Annotated in this window: 13 protein-coding genes; 11 read left to right on the plus strand and 2 right to left on the minus strand. The window is 75.7% G+C overall.

Features of this window, described 5'->3' with window-relative positions:
• The first annotated feature begins 49 nt into the window (after positions 1-49).
• Both ACFVYI_RS23230 and ACFVYI_RS23235 read left to right on the plus strand, forming a co-directional pair.
• The gene (locus ACFVYI_RS23230) at positions 50-1,069 is read left to right on the plus strand and encodes an SAM-dependent methyltransferase (RefSeq protein WP_387888637.1); all 1,020 of its coding nucleotides are present in this window, start codon (positions 50-52) and stop codon (positions 1,067-1,069) included.
• On the plus strand, positions 1,066-2,235 hold the full coding sequence (locus ACFVYI_RS23235) for an NADH-quinone oxidoreductase subunit D (protein WP_387888642.1): 1,170 nt from the start codon (positions 1,066-1,068) through the stop codon (positions 2,233-2,235). Before ACFVYI_RS23230 ends, ACFVYI_RS23235 begins: the two co-directional genes overlap by 4 nt.
• Positions 2,236-2,258: 23 nt before the next feature.
• On the opposite strand, the gene ACFVYI_RS23240 is transcribed toward ACFVYI_RS23235, so the two are convergent.
• Positions 2,259-3,092, minus strand: coding sequence for a hypothetical protein (locus ACFVYI_RS23240; RefSeq protein WP_387888692.1), 834 nt, complete (start codon positions 3,090-3,092; stop codon positions 2,259-2,261).
• Between the two features lie 254 nt (positions 3,093-3,346).
• On the opposite strand from ACFVYI_RS23240, the gene ACFVYI_RS23245 reads away from it, so the two are divergent.
• The 9 genes from ACFVYI_RS23245 (at position 3,347) to ACFVYI_RS23285 (ending at position 15,298) form a co-directional block, all read left to right on the plus strand.
• Positions 3,347-3,787, plus strand: a complete 441-nt coding sequence (locus ACFVYI_RS23245; RefSeq protein ID WP_387888646.1) for a hypothetical protein — start codon at positions 3,347-3,349, stop codon at positions 3,785-3,787.
• A 204-nt stretch (positions 3,788-3,991) separates the two neighbouring features.
• The gene (locus ACFVYI_RS23250; protein WP_387888648.1) at positions 3,992-6,895 is read left to right on the plus strand and encodes a toxin glutamine deamidase domain-containing protein; all 2,904 of its coding nucleotides are present in this window, start codon (positions 3,992-3,994) and stop codon (positions 6,893-6,895) included.
• A gap of 85 nt (positions 6,896-6,980) precedes the next feature.
• Positions 6,981-8,285 carry an SUKH-4 family immunity protein gene (locus ACFVYI_RS23255; RefSeq protein WP_387888650.1) on the plus strand — a complete coding sequence of 435 codons (1,305 nt, stop codon included), beginning with the start codon at positions 6,981-6,983 and terminating at the stop codon, positions 8,283-8,285.
• A 231-nt stretch (positions 8,286-8,516) separates the two neighbouring features.
• The gene (locus ACFVYI_RS23260) at positions 8,517-9,407 is read left to right on the plus strand and encodes a glycerophosphodiester phosphodiesterase (protein WP_387888651.1); all 891 of its coding nucleotides are present in this window, start codon (positions 8,517-8,519) and stop codon (positions 9,405-9,407) included.
• 91 nt (positions 9,408-9,498) lie between these two features.
• Positions 9,499-10,461, plus strand: coding sequence for a Ppx/GppA family phosphatase (locus ACFVYI_RS23265; RefSeq protein ID WP_387888653.1), 963 nt, complete (start codon positions 9,499-9,501; stop codon positions 10,459-10,461).
• 651 nt (positions 10,462-11,112) lie between these two features.
• Positions 11,113-11,916: a sugar phosphate isomerase/epimerase gene (locus ACFVYI_RS23270; RefSeq protein ID WP_360640402.1), complete on the plus strand. Its 804-nt coding sequence runs from the start codon at positions 11,113-11,115 to the stop codon at positions 11,914-11,916.
• A 28-nt stretch (positions 11,917-11,944) separates the two neighbouring features.
• On the plus strand, positions 11,945-12,724 hold the full coding sequence (locus tag ACFVYI_RS23275) for a class I SAM-dependent methyltransferase (RefSeq protein WP_387888654.1): 780 nt from the start codon (positions 11,945-11,947) through the stop codon (positions 12,722-12,724).
• Positions 12,725-12,842: 118 nt separating this feature from the next.
• Positions 12,843-14,687, plus strand: coding sequence for a dihydroxy-acid dehydratase (gene ilvD, locus ACFVYI_RS23280; protein ID WP_387888655.1), 1,845 nt, complete (start codon positions 12,843-12,845; stop codon positions 14,685-14,687).
• 83 nt (positions 14,688-14,770) lie between these two features.
• On the plus strand, positions 14,771-15,298 hold the full coding sequence (locus tag ACFVYI_RS23285) for a hypothetical protein (protein WP_387888657.1): 528 nt from the start codon (positions 14,771-14,773) through the stop codon (positions 15,296-15,298).
• A 15-nt stretch (positions 15,299-15,313) separates the two neighbouring features.
• Here ACFVYI_RS23285 and ACFVYI_RS23290 read toward each other — a convergent pair whose 3' ends face one another.
• Positions 15,314-16,657, minus strand: coding sequence for a hypothetical protein (locus tag ACFVYI_RS23290; RefSeq protein ID WP_387888658.1), 1,344 nt, complete (start codon positions 16,655-16,657; stop codon positions 15,314-15,316).
• Positions 16,658-16,764 lie beyond the last annotated feature (107 nt).

Below are 16,764 nucleotides of genomic sequence, written 5' to 3' on the forward strand. Positions count from 1 at the left end.
CCACGCTCCGGTTGGGAGGGGCACCCCGCCGCGGGTAGCGTCCCGCCGCATGACTTGGATGCGGTGGCGGCCCGCCATGGAACAGGCCCTCTACGCCCCGGAGGGCGGCTTCTACCGCAGGCCGGAGGGGCCGGCCGGGCACTTCCGCACCTCGGTGCACGCCTCCCCGCTGTTCGCCCGTGCGGTGGCCCGGTTGCTGCTGGAGGTGGACGCGGCCCTCGGCCGTCCGGAGGAGCTGGCCCTCGTGGACGTCGGGGCCGGCCGCGGTGAGCTGCTGACCGGCGTGCTGGCCGCGCTGCCGGACGAGGTGCTGGCCCGGCTGCGGCCGTACGGGGTGGAGATCGCGGCGGACCGCCCCGCGGGACTTCCGTCCACAGCCCTGTGGACGGAGGAGGTGCCGCGCGGCGTCAGCGGCCTGCTGTTCGCCAACGAGTGGTTGGACAACGTGCCGCTGGACTTCGGCGCGGTGGACGGGGACGGGGTGCTGCGCTACGTCGAGGTGGACACCGCGACCGGCGACGAGCGCCTCGGCGGCGCGGTGGACGAGGCCGACGCCGCCTGGGCCGCCCGCTGGTGGCCGGCCCCCGCGCCGGGTGACCTCGTGGAGTTCGGCGCACCGCGCGACGCGGCCTGGGCCTCGGCCGTCGCCGGGCTGGAGCGCGGCCTCGCGGTCGCGGCGGACTACGGGCACACCGCCGCGCGCCGCCCGCTCCTCACCACCCTGACCGGCTTCCGGGCGGGCCGCGAGGTGCGCCCGGTGCCGGACGGCAGCTGCGACCTCACCGCGCACGTCGCGCTGGACGCGGTGGCCGCGCCCGCCCTCCACAGCCTGTGGACAACCCAGCGGGAGGCGCTGCGGGCGCTCGGCGTGAGCGGTGCCCGCCCGCCGCTGGCGCTGGCCTCCACCGACCCGGTGGGTTACCTGCGGGCGCTCGGCGGCGCCGGGGAGGGCGCCGAGCTGACCGACCCGGCGGGCCTGGGCGCGTTCGGCTGGCTCGCGCAGGCCGTCCGCATGCCGGTACCGGAGACCCTCGCCGGCCTCGGGGGATGGCAGACTCTCGGGTCATGAGGGAGACCACGGTCGGCATCGGGGCGGGAGCCGAGAACTTCACCGGCGGGGCGGACAGCACCGACATGGTGCTCAACATCGGCCCGCAGCACCCGGCGACCCACGGCGTGCTGCGGCTGAAGCTGGTGCTGGACGGCGAGCGGATCGTCACCGCCGAGCCGGTGATCGGCTACATGCACCGCGGCGCGGAGAAGCTCTTCGAGGCCCGCGACTACCGGCAGATCATCATGCTGGCCAACCGGCACGACTGGCTCTCCGCGTTCGCCAACGAGCTGGGCGTGGTGCTCGGCGTCGAGCGGATGCTCGGCATGGAGGTGCCCGAGCGCGCGGTCTGGATCCGCACCATGCTCGCGGAGCTGAACCGCGTCCTCAACCACCTGATGTTCCTCGGCTCCTACCCGCTGGAGCTGGGCGGGATCACCCCGATCTTCCACGCCTTCTCCGGCCGCGAGGACCTCCAGCACGTGCTGGAGGAGGCCTCCGGCGGCCGGATGCACTACATGTTCAACCGGGTCGGCGGCCTCAAGGAGGACCTGCCGGCCGGCTGGCTCGGCCGGGTCCGGGCGGCGATCGCCACCGTCCGCTCGCAGCTGCCGGTCTTCGAGGAGCTCGTCCTCGGCAACGAGATCTTCCGGGCCCGCACCGCCGGCGTCGGCATCCTCACCAAGGCGCACGCCGAGGCGTACGGCGTCAGCGGCCCGATCGCGCGCGCCAGCGGGCTCGACTTCGACCTGCGCCGCGACGAGCCCTACCTGGCGTACGGCTCGGACGAGCTGCGGGCGGTGCTGACCGTGGTCACCCGCGAGGAGGGCGACTGCCTGGCCCGGTTCGAGTGCCTGCTGGAGCAGACCGTCAACTCGCTGGACCTCGCGGACGCCTGCCTGGACAAGCTGGCCACGCTGGCGCCCGGCCCGGTCAACCTGCGGCTGCCCAAGGTGCTCAAGGCCCCCGAGGGCAGCACCTACGCCTGGACGGAGAACCCGCTCGGCGTCAACGGCTACTACCTGGTCTCGCGCGGCGACAAGACGCCGTGGCGGCTGAAGCTGCGCTCGGCGTCCTTCAACAACATCCAGGCGCTCGCCGAGCTGCTGCCCGGCGCCCTGGTCGCCGACATGGTGGCCATCCTGGGCTCGATGTTCTTCGTCGTCGGCGACATCGACAAGTAGCGCGGCGCGGAGCGGCGGGCCGGCTACTTCTTGCCGGCCTTCCTCGTCGGGTCGGCCGGGTGCGGGGCCACCTTGCGGTCGCCCTTGGTGGCGATCCGCTGCTCGCAGAGGCCGGCCAGCACCTCGTACCCGGCCTTGCCCATCAGCTCGGTGAGTTCGGGGCGGTAGCTGACGTAGACCGGGTCCGGGCCGGTGTGGGCGTCCGGGCTGCCGGTGCACCACCAGTGCAGGTCGTGGCCGCCCGGGCCCCAGCCCCGGCGGTCGTACTCGCCGATGGTGACCTGGAGGTAGCGGGTGTCGTCCGGGCGGTCGATCCAGTCGTAGGTGCGGCGCACCGGGAGCTGCCAGCAGACGTCCGGCTTGGTCTCCAGCGGCTCCTTGCCCTCCTTGAGGGCGAGGGTGTGCAGGGCGCAGCCGGCGCCGCCGGGGAAGCCGGGGCTGTTGAGGAAGAGGCAGGCGCCGTCGACCCGGCGGGTCTGCCGGTCGCCGTCCTCGTCGAACATGGTGATGCCGCCGTCGAGCCTGATCCGGCCCTTGGCGTCGGTGCCGTGCGCGAAGTTCTCCCAGATCTCGGGCGTCAGCCGGGCCGCGTGGCCGGCCCCGCGCTTCTCGTCGTCCTCGTCCGAGTAGTGCGCGCCGAGCGTGCAGCAGCCGTCCGACTCGCCCCGGCCCTCGCGGATGCCCTGGCAGCCGCGGCCGAAGATGCACGTCCAGCGGGAGGTCAGCCAGGTGAGGTCGCAGCGGAAGACCTGCTCCTCGTCGTCGGGGTCGGCGAACTCGACCCAGGCCCGCGGGAAGTCGAGCGGGACCTCGGGGCGCGGGAAGTCGAGCGGGACCTCGGCGCGCAGGGTCGGCATCGCGAGGTCGACCGGGGTCGCGCCGGCCTTGGACTTCTTCTTGGACGTCTCTGCTGCCACCCGGCAAGGGTAGAGCCTTCACGGCGGTGCGAACCGCCTGGGGCCGGGGCATTTGCGGTGATTTCGCCGCAGGGCGGCGGCCGGAGCCGTCGGCGGGCGAGGTGAAGGCGAGGTGAAGAGGTCCCCGGCGCGCTGCGGCCCGGCCCGGCGGCACCCCTAGGATGGCGGCCGGTCCGCTACGGGGAGGTACGGGGATGGCCAGCGGCAGCAGCAGCGGCGATGCCGGAAGCGGCAGGTTCGCCATCAAGCCGTGGGAACTGCACGGCGAGGGGCGGGAGTTCGAGAAGATCTCGGAGGACTTCGGGAAGGCCGCCGCTACCCTGGAGCAGTCGCTCGCCGGGCTCGGCAGCCCGTGGGGGCTGGACAAGCCGGGCAGCGGTTTCGCCGCCGTCTACAAGGACGCGCGCGGCGGGCTGCTCGGCGGCCTGCGCGGTCTGGCCGGGCAGCTCGGACAGGTCGGCTCCGGGCTGCACACCATGGCCGAGCGGACCGTGGACGCCGAGACGACGGCCGCCGCCGGTTTCGGCGGCACGGCGGCACCGGGCACTCCCGGCGCTGCGGGACCGGGCGGGAAGCCCGGGAAACCGGCAACCCCGGTGGCCGCGACGAGCGTCCCCAAGGACAGATCGGCCTGACGGCCCGGCCGTCCGCGCCGCCGCACCCGGCGGCGGGGTCCGTGCGGTGGCGCCGGGACGCCGCGGTCGGCGGGCCGCCGTCCGTGCGTCGCGGTCCGCACACGGGCTGCCCGCACACGGGCCGTTCGCACGCCGCCGTCCACGGTCCGCCGTCCGCAGGCCGAAGTCCGTACGTCGAAGTCCGTACGTCGAAGGGGGAAGCGCATGTCCCGGAAGCTGCCCGAGGAGCTGGCGCCGGTGCTGGCCAGGACCGGCCACCAGTGGCCGCAGGCCGACGAGGACGGGCTGCGCAGGGCGGCCGGCCACTGGCGCGAGTTCGGAACCGAGGCCGAGCGCCTCGGCAAGCGCGGCGGGGACTCCGCCAAGCGCGTCACCGGGGAGAACTCCGGCCGCGCGGTGGAGGCCTTCGGCGAGTACTGGCGGGCGTTCAGCGGCAGCGGCACGGGCCACCTGGACGACGCGCACGCCGCCACCGCCCTGGTGGCCGGCGCCTTCGACAAGGCCGCCCGGGCCGTCGACAGCTGCAAGGCCGACCTCGTCGCCACCCTCACCGAGCTGGCCGCCGAGCTGAAGAAGGCCGAGGAACAGGCCGCCCGCGCCAAGGCGGCGGCGGCCGAGGTCGCCACCGCCACCCGCAGCGGCGAGGCCGCGTCCGGCGGGGTCTTCGGCGGGCTGCGGCAGAGCGTCGGCGCGGTGGCGAGCGGAGTGCAGAACGCCGCCACCGAGCAGGTCGCCGAGGCGATGGCGGCGATCGCGGTCGAGACCGCCGGGCTGAAGATCGGCGGCCTGCTGGACGAGCTCGGCCGGGCCATGAAGGACGCGCTGACCGGCACGCTCAAGGAGCCCGCCGTGGTCGCGCTGCTGCGCCTCGCGCCGGGCGGCGGCCCCGGCGTGCGTCCGGCGTCGTTCACCGGCGGTGCCTTCGACCCGGTCGCCGCCGGGCTGCCCGCGGCGCTCGGCGAGCCGGGCGTGCTGGGGGCGGACGGCGCCGGCCTGGCGGTGGTGCTCGGCCAGGACGGCAGGCCCGTGGTCGGGGTGCCGGGTCTGACGGTCAAGCTCGACGAGGCCGGCCGGCCGGTGCTGGACGAGCACGGCGACCCGGTCATCGTCCGGGCCGACGGCACGCCGGTGGCGGACGCGAGCGGGCTGCTCGTCGTCCAGGGACCGGACGGCAGGCCGCTGGTCGGGGTCGAGGACCTCGCCGTGAAGCTGGACGAGCAGGGGCGCCCGGTGCTCGGCAAGGACGGCCAGCCGGTGCTGACCGACAAGGACGGCAAGGTGGTCCGCGGCGTGCCGCTGACCGACCTCGCGGCGGACGGCGGCCGCAACGGCCACGGGCTGGACGGCAGGCCGGGCGGCCCGCTCGCCGACGGCCCGGGCGCCGTGCTGCCGGGGACACCCGGGGCGCCCGGTGTGCCCGGGGCCGGTACGCCCGGGGTCGGGCCGGACAGCGTGGTCGTGATGGCCGGGTCGGACTCCGCCGGACACCCGGGTGCGGGCGGCCAGGCGGGGCGGCCGGACGCGGACGGTGGCGGCGCGGGGCCGGTGCGGACCGGTTCGGCGGGCGGCGGTGGCGGTGGCGGTGGCGGGGACTGGACGCCGTCCGGCCACCAGGACGGCGCGGGCCGTCCGGCCGCCGCGGCCGCCCCGGCGCACTACAGCGGAGGCGGTGGCGGCGGCAACGGCGGTGGAGGCGGCGGCGCGGTCGGCGGCGGCGGCGGTCCGGCGGACGGGGACTACCACCTGCCGCCCGCGCACCCCGGGGGTGGCGGCGGCGAGCCCGTGACCGTGCGGACCGACTCCGTGCTCGCCCCGCCCGCACCGTCGGCCCCCGCCGCGCCCGCGCACCACCCGACGGCGCCCGACGGCCCGTCCGGGGGCGGATCCGCCCAGGGCAACCCGTACGGCAGCTCCTACGGCACCCCGTTCACCGTGCCGGTGGGCACCGGGCCGACCGGCCCCGGCCCGCTCGCGGGCCTGCCCGGCAGCTCCTTCACCGGTCCGGTGGCGGTCGGGCACGGCCCGGCGCCGTTCGGCAGCGGGATCGGCGCCGGGCCGCCCGCCGGTGGTGGCGCCGGGCCGGTCGGCCCGGTCGCCGTCCCGGGTACCCCGGCGCCGGGTACGCCGGGTGCGCCGGGCACCGCCGTCCCCGGGCAGCAGACCCCGGCCGAGGCCCGGCCGGGCGTCGGCGCGGGCGGCCCGCGGGCGGCCACCGGCACCCCGCACCCTGTCACCGCGCCCGTCCCGCTGCCCGTCCCGCCGCCGCCGTCGGCCCCGCCGGTGATCGGGCCCGGTGCCGGCCGCCCCGAACCCCACCCGGACGACCACCGGCGCCGCCCCGACGGCCCCCCGGCCGAGGGCGAGAACGGCCTCGCCTGGGCCGCCGTCCCGGTCGCCACCGCACACGCCATGGCGCTCCAGCTCGCCCGGCGCGCCCTGCGCGGCAGCGGCCCCGAGGAGCACCTGGTCCGGCTGCGGACCATCGCCGACAGCCGTCCGTACGGCCTGCCAGGCGGGCTGGCCCCGGTCGACCCCGAGCACCAGCGCGAGGTCGAACGCCGGGCACCCCGGGACGGCGACGGCCTGCCCGTCCGTCACCCCGACCCGGCGGCCGGCGGCTGGGCGGAGGTCGTCAACGCCGACGGCCCGCACGCCCCGGGCCGGGCCAACAACAGCCTGGAGATCGCGCTCTCCGCCGTCGACACCTTCACCGGCCGCCCGACCTGCGCCGCGCCCCGCATCCCCACCGAGGGCGATGCCGGGGAACGCGGCGGTCGCGACCGCGCCGAGCGCGAACTCGGTGCCGCGTTCCGCGACCTCGGCGACGGCGAGCCGGCCTTCGGCCGCCTGACCGGCGAACTGCGACGGGCCGGCCACGGCTCGCAGGCCGTCCTGCTCACCCTGGACGGCTTCGGCCGCCCGCACGCCTGGAACGCCGTCAACCACCAGGACACCGTCAGCTACCTCGACCACCAGGTCGGTCGCCGGGGGGAGGACCCGCTGCACGACGCCGCCCGCGGCCTCTGGGCCATCGCCCTCGATCCGGACGGCCGGCCGCTCGACCTCGCCGCCCGCCGCCCCGAACCCGTGACGAGCGGCGCCCGGTGACACCCCGCCCGCCCGCGCGGCCCACCGGCCGGTCCGCCGCCCGCGCGCCCTTCTCCACCCGCGCCCATGCAAGGAGCACCACCCCGTGACCACCCGCGCGCAGGCGATCGAGGCCGCCCACCGCTGGATCAACGGCGAGCTGCCGAGGGCCTCGGCCGACGGCTCGACCGGGAGCCGGCGGGTGCACTCGCACGAGTTCGACCTCGGGTGGGTGGTCTGGGCGGAGCCCTCGCCGGTGGGGGTGGACCCGCTGACGGGGGAGCGGCGCGCGCCCGAGGAGGTGGGGGCGGCCTGCGCCGTGGTGGACCGGGCCACCGGGCGGTTCACCGTCTGGCCGTCCGTGCCGGTGGACGAAGTGACCGCGCTCTACCGGGACTTCCTCGGCGCCGGCGCCCACGACCCCGCCGCGGCGCCGGCCACCGGGCGGGGCACCCGGGCCGAGCTGACCTACCGCGACGAGTTCGGCGAGGTGCGGTCGCTGGTGCTGCGCTCGGCGCCCGGCCTGCCGCACCCGGCGCTGCGCGGCTGGTGGTGGCTGCGCGAACGGGGCGTCCCGGCGCAGGACGTCCTGGCCGTCCACACCGATCTGCGGCTGAGCGCGCTGCCCGGCGGCTACTGGGCGTACGCGCTGGCCGCCGAACTGCCGGGCGCCCGGGTGGACTCCGACCTGCCGTACGGGCCGCGCTTCGACCACCGGGCGGCGGCCGTCCGCGCGCTGCCGGCCGAGCCAGGCGGCCCGGCCCGCAACCGGGTGCCCTTCCCGCGCGCCGCACCGGCCCCGGCCGCCGAGCCGGACCGGGAGCTGCCGGCCCTGCTGGTGGAACGGTTCGGCGCCGGCGGCGTCAAGCGCTTCGACCCGGCCGACGTCGCCCGGGCCGACCTGCCGGAGGTCACCGCCCGGGTGTTGCTGGCGGCCGGCGTGCCGGTCACCGTCGAGGGGTTCTTCGCACTGCACCACCCGCGGCCGGACGCCATCGCCGACGGCACCCGGCCCGGTACGGTGCTGCCGCCGCTCGCCGCCCACCTGGCGGAGACCGGCCGCGGCACCCGGGTGGCCGAGCGGGAGCGCCTCGCGCTGGCCCCGCAGCTGCTGCTCGGCACCGACGGCTGGGCGCTGATCACCCTGGACACCGCCTGCGGCGCCGTCCGGGCCGTCGACCCCGACTACGCCACGGCCCGGCACTGCAACGCCGGGCCGGAGGCCTTCGTCCGCAGCCTGGCCCTGTTCGCCGGGTGGCTGCCCGGCCTGCCCGGGCTCGACCCGCGGGCCGCCGGCGCCGCCGTCGCCGAGCTGCAGCGCGGCCTGGCGGCGCTCGACCCGACGGTCTTCGACGATCCGGAGAACTGGTGGGCCGTCATCGTCGAGCAACTGTGGGACGGTCTGCTCTGACTGCGCGCGGGGCGGGCGTCCGGGTGACCCGCGGTGCGCCGTGGCCGGGACGCGCCGGGCGGCGGGCGCACGCTGAGGGGAACCGACGCCACGGTCGGGTTGTCGGACCGGTCGGTTGATCGTTCGTCGCCCCGTCGAGGATTCCCCGGGCGCCCGCACCCCGCCGGGTGTCCGTATCCGCCCGGGCGCCCGCCCCCTCCCGGCGTCCGAACCAGAGCTGGAGCCCGAGCCGTGACCGCCTCGCCCCGCGCCGCCCACGCGGCCGTCCTCGCCGCCCGCGCCGCCCACGCGGCCGTCCTCGCCGCCCTCGCGGTCCTGGCCGCCGGCTGCGCCGCCGCACCCGGACTCCGCGCCGGCCCGGTCGCGGCCCAGCGGGTCTGCGACGCACCGGTGGTGATCGGCCACCGGGGCTCGCCGCTCGACGCCCCCGAGAACACCATGGCCTCCTTCGAGAAGGCCCTGGAACAGGGCGCCGACTGGCTGGAGACCGACGTCCAGACCACCCGGGACGGCGTTCCGGTGCTGATGCACGACGCCACCGTGGACCGCACCACCGACGGCAGGGGCGCCGTCGCCGACCTGACCGCCGCTCAGCTCGCCGGCCTGCGGGTGACCGTCGGCCCCGGGCCGGCCGAGCCCGTGCCCACGCTGGACCAGCTGCTGAGGCGGCTCGCCGGCAGCCGCGTCACGCTGCTGATGGAGATCAAGTGGCAGCGCGCCGAGGACGTCGCCCGGACCGCCCGGGCCGCGGCCGGCAGCGGGGCCCGGGTCTTCCTCTACTCCTTCTCCGCCGAGCACCTGCGCCAGGCCCACGCGGCCGCCCCCGCCCTGCCGGTCGTCCTCATCCAGGGCGCCTCGCTCGCCGACGACCCCGGTGACCTGCCGCTGCACGGCATCGCGCTGGACGCGACACTGGCCACCGCCGCCCGGATCGCCGCCGAACGCTCGGCCGGCCGCGAGGTCTACGTCTGGACGCTGGACGACGAGGAGTCCTGGCAGCTGATGACCGACCGGGACGCCGACGGCCTGATCACCGACGCCCCCGGCCGGGCCCGCCGCCGGGTCGACGCCGGCTGCCGCACCGCCCGCCCGGCCGTCCCGGGCGCCGCCCACGGGCGCTGAGCCGCCGGTGGTCCGGACCAAGGCGCCGGACCAGCACGAGTACCGACGTGCCAGGTCTGCGGCGAGGCGGGATCGCGTAGCGTGGAGAGTTATGCGACTCGGTGTTCTCGACGTAGGTTCCAACACGGTCCACTTCCTCGTGGTGGACGCCCACCCCGGGGCCGCCCCGGTGCCCGCCTACTCCCACAAGGCCGAGCTGCGGCTCGCCGAACTCCTCGACGACCAGGGTGCGATAAGCGAGCCCGGTGTGGCGAAGCTGGTCGGCATGGTCGCCTCCTCGCTGCGCGTCGCCGAGGACAAGGGCGTGCTCGACATCCTGCCGTTCGCCACCTCGGCCGTCCGGGAGGCCGCCAACGGCGAGGAGGTGCTGCGCCGGGTCGCCGCGGAGACCGGCGTCGAACTGCGGGTGCTCTCCGGGCAGGACGAGGCGCGGCTCACCTTCCTCGCCGTCCGCCGCTGGTTCGGCTGGTCCTCCGGCCGGCTGCTCAACCTGGACATCGGCGGCGGCTCGCTGGAGATCGCCTGCGGCCTGGACGAGCAGCCCGACGTCGCCTGCTCGCTGCCGCTCGGCGCCGGCCGGCTCACCGGCCGCTGGCTGCCCGGGGACGTGGCCGACCCGGAGCGCCTGCGCGAACTCAGACGCCACATCCGGGCCGAGATGGCCACCGTGGTCGGCGAGATCGCCCGGCTCGGCACCCCGGACCACGCGGTCGCCACCTCCAAGACCTTCAAGCAGCTCGCCCGGATGACGGGCGCCGCCCCCGCCGACGCCGGCCCGTACGCCGACCGCCGGCTCACCCGCAGCAACCTCTCCGCCTGGCTGCCGCGGCTCTCCGCGATGACCGTCGCCGAACGGGCGCAGATCCCCGGCGTCTCCGAAGGGCGCGCCAAGCAGCTGCTGGCCGGGGCCCTGGTCGCCGACGCCGCGATGGACCTCTTCGGCCTGGACGAGCTCGACGTCTGTCCGTGGGCGCTGCGCGAGGGCATCATCCTGCGCCGCCTGGACACCATGGACGGCGCGGTCGACCGCCGCCGACCGGCTCTCGCCACCTGAGGCCCCGTCCCGCGGGCGGTCCGGCCGGGCGCGATCGACCGGACCGGGCCCGGGTGCGGTCCGACCGGGCGCACCGGGAGGGCCGCTCCCCGTTCCGGGCGCGGTCCGCTTACGCTGTCTCCCGTGGCGCAACCAGCGGGCGAGGACGGGACGCAGGAGGGCCGCGCTCCCGGGGACGGGCGGCCGCGGTCGGACGCCCCGCGCCGCACGGACCGGCTGCCCGCGGCCGCCGGAGGTGAGCCGGCGGAGGCCGCCGCGACGGGCCGCACCCGCAAGCTCGGCAAGGCCGTGAAGGGCGTGAAGAGCGTCAAGGCGGCCGAGGCGGCGAAGGCCGCGACCGCCGCGAAGAGCGCCCGGTCGGCCCGGAAGGCCACCGGTGGCACGGGGAAGAAGGCCGCGAAGAAGGCGGAGAAGACCACCGCGACGAAGGCGAAGAAGGCCGCCGGGAGCACCGGCAAGGCGCCCGGCAAGGCGCCCGCCACCGCACCCGCCGAAGCGGCGCCCCGCGGGACCAGGACGGCGCGCGCCGCCGGTGCCGCCAAGGCCGCCGTCCAGTCGGTGAAGTCCGTCAAGGCCGCCCGACAGGCCGCCGCCCGCCCGGCCCCGCTGCTGCGCACCACCGACCGCCTCGTCCTGCCCCCGCACCCCGGCCTGCACATCCCCGACACCAAGGTCGCCCTCTCCACCGCCTCGGTCTACCCGGCCAACACCGCGATCGCCTTCGAACTGGCCGAGCGGCTCGGCTACGACGGCGTGGAGGTGATGGTCTGGAACGACCCGGTCAGCCAGGACATCGAGGCGCTGCGCCGGCTCTCCGACGCCCACCGGATGCCGATCCTGGCCGTGCACGCGCCCTGCCTGCTGATCACCCAGCGGGTCTGGACCAGCGACCCGTGGACCAAGCTCGTCCGGGCCCGCGCGGCGGCCGAGAAGCTCGGCGCGAGCGCCGTCGTCGTCCACCCGCCGTTCCGCTGGCAGCGCCAGTACGCCCGCGAGTTCGTCGAGGGCATCAACCGGATGGCGGGCGAGACCGACGTCCGCTTCGCCGTCGAGAACATGTACCCCTGGCGCTACCGCGACCGCGAGATGCTGGCGTACGCGCCCGGCTGGGACGTCACCGAGGAGGAGTACCGGCACTTCACCATCGACCTCTCGCACGCCGCCACCTCCCGGATCGACGCCCTCGCCATGGTCGAGCGGATGGGCGACCGGCTCGCCCACATCCACCTGGCCGACGGCAGCGGCTCCGGCAAGGACGAGCACCTGATCCCGGGCCGGGGCAAGCAGCCCTGCGCGGAGCTGCTGGAGCACCTCGCCCGGACCGGTTTCGACGGTCACGTGGTGCTGGAGGTCAACACCCGGCGTTCCGCGTCCCCCGCCGAACGCGAGGCCGATCTCGCCGAGGCGCTCGCCTTCACCCGCCTCCACCTGGCCACTCCCGCCCGGGTACGCTGATCACGAACTGCCGTACCGAGGGGGAGACATGACGGATGATTCGGACTACCGGGTGATCGCCACCTCGTTCGGCTCGGTTGCCGCCGAGTACGAGCAGGGGCGTCCCGGCTACCCGGACCGGTTGTTCGACGAGCTGGAGCGGCTGGCCGGCCGCAGCCTCAAGGGCGCCCGGGTGCTGGACGTCGGCGCCGGTACCGGCATCGCCACCCGGCTGCTGGCCGGCCGCGGCGCCGAGGTGGTCGCCGTCGAGCCGAGCCCCGGCATGGGCGAGCAGTTCCTGGCCTCCTCGCCGGGCATCCCGCTGGTCCGCGGCAGCGGCGACGAGCTCCCCTTCCACGACCGCAGCGCCGACGTCATCACCTACGCCCAGGCCTTCCACTGGATCCACCCCGAGCTCGCGATCCCGGAGGCGGTCCGGGTCCTGCGGCCCGGCGGCGCCATCGCGGCCTGGTGGAACGTGAAGGACGAGACCGTGCCGTGGGTCCGCGCCCTCGGCGAGCGGATGGCCGCCGCCCTGCCCGGCCGCTACCACGGCTACGGCAAGATCGACCACCACGCCGGCCACTTCGCCGAGGCCGGTCTCGACGCCGCCTCCGCCGTGCTGCGCTGGGAGCGCGAGGTCACCGTCGACCAGCTGATCAAGGACCTCACCTCCCGCTCCTACCTGGCCTCCCTCGACCCCGTGCCGCGGGCCGCCGTCCTCGCCGACGAGCGGGCCGCGCTGCTCGCGGAGTTCCCCGACGGCCGGCTGACCGAGCCCTACGTCCTGAGCCTGACCGTGGCACGCACCCCGGGCGGCGCCGCCTGACCGGATGGCGGACGCGGTGTCCGCCCGCCGGACGGCGGGCGTAGTCTCGAAAGACACAGCGTCCGCCGCACCCTCCCTACCGGCGGCGCCGCCACAGCCTCCGAAGGAGTGGAGCACAGTGCCCGAGCTGAAGTCCCGTACGGTCACCCACGGTCGCAACATGGCAGGCGCCCGGGCGCTTCTCCGGGCCGCCGGCGTAGCCCGCGAGGACTTCGGCAAGCCGATCATCGCGGTGGCCAACTCCTTCACCGAGTTCGTGCCGGGCCACACCCACCTGCAGCCGGTCGGCCGGATCGTCTCCGAGGCGATCCAGGCGGCCGGCGGCATCCCGCGCGAGTTCAACACCATCGCGGTGGACGACGGCATCGCGATGGGCCACGCGGGCATGCTCTACTCCCTCCCCTCGCGCGACCTGATCGCCGACTCGGTCGAGTACATGGTCAACGCGCACTGCGCGGACGCGCTGATCTGCATCTCCAACTGCGACAAGATCACCCCCGGCATGCTGATGGCCGCCCTGCGCCTCAACATCCCCACCGTGTTCGTCTCCGGCGGCCCGATGGAGGCCGGCCAGGCCGTGCTGGTGGACGGCACCGTCCGCAAGCTCGACCTGGTCAACGCGATCTCCGACGCCGTCAACGAGAACGTCTCGGACGAGGACATCGCGATCATCGAGGAGAACGCCTGCCCGACCTGCGGGTCCTGCTCGGGCATGTTCACCGCCAACTCGATGAACTGCCTCACCGAGGCGATCGGCCTCTCGCTGCCCGCCAACGGCTCGGTGCTCGCCACCCACACCGCCCGCAAGGCCCTCTACGAGGACGCCGGCCGGAACATCGTGGAGATCACCAAGCGGCACTACCACCAGGACGACTACTCGGTCCTGCCGCGCAACATCGCCACCCGCGCCGCGTTCGAGAACGCGATGGCGCTGGACATCGCGATGGGCGGCTCCACCAACACGATCCTGCACCTGCTGGCCGCCGCCCAGGAGGCCGAGGTGGACTTCGACATGCGGGCCATCGACGCCATCTCGCGCCGCGTCCCGTGCCTGTCCAAGGTCGCGCCCAACGGCAAGTACTACATGGAGGACGTCCACCGGGCCGGCGGCGTCCCCGCCATCCTCGGTGAGCTCTACCGCGGCGGGCTGCTGAACGAGGACGTGCACACCGTGCACTCCGACTCGCTCGCCGAGTGGCTGAAGACCTGGGACATCCGGGGCGGCTCCCCGTCCCCCGAGGCCGTCGAGCTGTTCCACGCGGCCCCCGGCTGCGTCCGCTCCGCGACCGCCTTCTCGCAGTCCGAGCGCTGGGACACCCTGGACACCGACGCCGCCGGCGGCTGCATCCGCAGCGTCGAGCACGCCTACTCGGTCGAGGGCGGGCTGGCGGTGCTCTACGGCAACCTGGCCGAGGACGGCTGCATCGTGAAGACGGCCGGCGTCGACGAGTCGATCTGGACCTTCAGCGGACCCGCCGTGGTGCTGGAGTCCCAGGAGGACGCGGTCGACGCGATCCTCACCAAGCGGGTCAAGGAGGGCGACGTCGTCGTCATCCGCTACGAGGGCCCCAAGGGCGGCCCCGGCATGCAGGAGATGCTCTACCCGACCTCGTTCCTGAAGGGCCGGGGCCTCGGCAAGGCCTGCGCCCTGGTCACCGACGGCCGCTTCTCCGGCGGCACCTCGGGCCTGTCGATCGGCCACGCCTCCCCGGAGGCCGCCTCCGGCGGCACGATCGCCCTGGTCGAGGACGGCGACATCGTCGCCATCGACATCCCCGGCCGGACGATCTCCCTGGAGGTCTCCTTCGAGGAGCTGCACGAGCGCCGGCTGAAGCTGGAGGCCGAGGGCGGTTACCGCCCGAAGGACCGCGTCCGCGAGGTGAGCCAGGCGCTGCGCGCCTACGCCGCGATGGCCACCTCCGCGGACAAGGGCGCCGTCCGCGACGTCTCCAAGCTCGGCTGACACCCCGCGACACTCCGAGGAGCCGTCCCGCCCGGTGGGACGGCTCCTCCGCGTTCGGGGGTCGTCGGGTGATAATCGGCCGTGTGACCGAGGACCCCACCCCCGCCCCCAAGCCCGCCGGCGCCCCCGAGCCGGAACCGATCCGCTGGTTCGGCACCAGCTGGGTCGGCCGCGGCACCGACTACCGGCTGCGCCGGGTCGTCGTGCCGATCGGCGCCCTGCTCGCGGCCGTGGCCGGGGCGTTCGTCCTGCGCTTCGCCGTCGAGGGCGTCCAGCTCTCCGACAACGGCGGCTTCGTCAACGGACTGCTGGTCGCCGCCGTGGCGATCTGCTCCTGCCTGGCCGGGCTGCGCAACTGGAAGCTGCTCAGCGAGGGCAAGGACCAGCTGACCGGCTGGATGGCCGAGGACAAGTCGCTCGGCGTGGTCTGGATCATCGGCGGGGTCGGCGCGCTGTTCGCCTACTTCCTGCGCGGCCTGGTCGAGGCGCCCGGCGAGGCCGTCAAGCGCGCCCGCTACGAGCGGGCCACCGCCCGGTACGGGCGGCGCCAGAGCGGCCGCAGCGGCCGGCCCGACGCGAAGGCGCCGGGCCGGGGCACGCGCAGGCGCTGAGTCGCCGCAGGGCGGTCAGCTGCGGCTGACCGTGCCGCACTCCCCGGAGTCCGTCAGGTCCTTGGAGCGGTCGTACGGGTCGGTGGTCGGCCCGGTCTGCTCCGGGCGCGGTCGGGCGAACTGCTCGAACTGCGGGTGGTAGTAGCCGTCGTAGACGTTGCAGGCGGAGTTTCCGGACTCCGACCGGCGCTTGCCGAAGTTGATCTTCTTCGGGCTGTTCTGGTACTTGCCCGGGTCGTAGAAGTGGAAGTCCTCGGTCCTGCGCACCACGGTGCGGGCGGTCCAGGTGTCCCCCGGGGCGTCGGCCACCGGCGTCACCAGCCCCACCGGCTTGGCCGTCCCGTCCTTGGGCGCCGGCGGGGCCGACTTCGGCGGGGCACTCGCCGTCGGGTGCTGGGCGAAGGCCCGCTGAGCGGCCTCCGGGCCCGGGCGCAGCGCGTAGACGTAGGTGAAGTCGGCGTGCACCACGACACCCCGCTCCCCGTCGCCCTCGACGCTGAGCAGGCCCTGCAGCTTGACCGTGTCGGTGACCTGGATCGCCTCGCGCGGATCGAAGCGGCTGAACGAGCCGAGGGGGTTGTCCTCCTTCGAGGGGTTTGCCAGCGCGGCCTCCAGGTCGTCCCTGGTCTCCCGCTCCAGCATCGCGAGCGCCGCGTCGGGCCGCCCGCCGGCGATCACCTTCGGGTCCAGGTTGGCGGCTGCCAGGTACCCCTTGACCAGCTTGACCTGGGCGGCGACCTGTTCGGCGCTGAACACCCCGATCGCGCCCGGGGCCTGTGGCGGGTCGAAGGCGTCCAGCGTGGTCGGCCAGCCCTCCGCGGGGGAGCCGGCCCACGGGTGGTCGACGGTCGGCTGCTGCTCGTCGGTCTTCGGCGGGGCGGTGGTCGGCCGGGCCGTCTCCGGGGCGACCGGTGCGGCGGACCGCGTGCCGCCGGGCCGGTCGGCGGAGTCGCCGAAGCGCGTGGAGTACCAGCTCCGCAGGCCGTCGATGTTGAGCGCGGCGAGCAGCACCGCGACGGTCAGCACCACGTACAGCGGCGTGCGCCACTCGGGCCGGCGGCGCGGGCGGGAGTTGCCCCAGGGGTCGACCGGCTTCGGCCTGCGGCCGAACCGCCGGCCCTTCTTCGGGCCGTCGTTCACCGACCGCCGGCCGCCCGGGTCGACCGGCGGGGTGTGCTGCCACCGGGCACTGAGCATCCGGGTGCGGCCCGACTGCTCCTTCACGGCGGCGCCGCGGACGAACTCCTCGTCCAGGACGAGGTCGGCGAACGGGTCCCTCCCGTCCGCTCCGGACGGGTCCGCCCCGTCCGGGGCCCGGTCCTCGGACGGGCGCGGTTCTGGATCTTCGGCTATCGGCATCGCGCCAGTATGCCGACGGGGTGTGACGATCCATTGATCGGGGGCACACCGTGTGATGAACACGTGTGGGATGTGCTCCGATCGGCCCTTTTTGTCCGGGCCGGACG

Source organism: Kitasatospora sp. NPDC058218 (genome assembly GCF_042882445.1).
In the GTDB taxonomy this organism is placed as follows: Bacteria; Actinomycetota; Actinomycetes; order Streptomycetales; family Streptomycetaceae; genus Kitasatospora.

Excerpts from the sequence above, each read along its gene's own strand:
- ACFVYI_RS23230 (WP_387888637.1), top strand. The coding sequence starts at position 50 with ATGACTTGGATGCGGTGGCGGCCCGCCATGGAACAGGCCCTCTACGCC.
- ACFVYI_RS23235 (WP_387888642.1), top strand. The coding sequence starts at position 1,066 with ATGAGGGAGACCACGGTCGGCATCGGGGCGGGAGCCGAGAACTTCACC.
- ACFVYI_RS23240 (WP_387888692.1), bottom strand. The coding sequence starts at position 3,092 with ATGCCGACCCTGCGCGCCGAGGTCCCGCTCGACTTCCCGCGCCCCGAG.
- ACFVYI_RS23245 (WP_387888646.1), top strand. The coding sequence starts at position 3,347 with ATGGCCAGCGGCAGCAGCAGCGGCGATGCCGGAAGCGGCAGGTTCGCC.
- ACFVYI_RS23250 (WP_387888648.1), top strand. The coding sequence starts at position 3,992 with ATGTCCCGGAAGCTGCCCGAGGAGCTGGCGCCGGTGCTGGCCAGGACC.
- ACFVYI_RS23265 (WP_387888653.1), top strand. The coding sequence starts at position 9,499 with ATGCGACTCGGTGTTCTCGACGTAGGTTCCAACACGGTCCACTTCCTC.
- ACFVYI_RS23275 (WP_387888654.1), top strand. The coding sequence starts at position 11,945 with ATGACGGATGATTCGGACTACCGGGTGATCGCCACCTCGTTCGGCTCG.
- ACFVYI_RS23290 (WP_387888658.1), bottom strand. The coding sequence starts at position 16,657 with ATGCCGATAGCCGAAGATCCAGAACCGCGCCCGTCCGAGGACCGGGCC.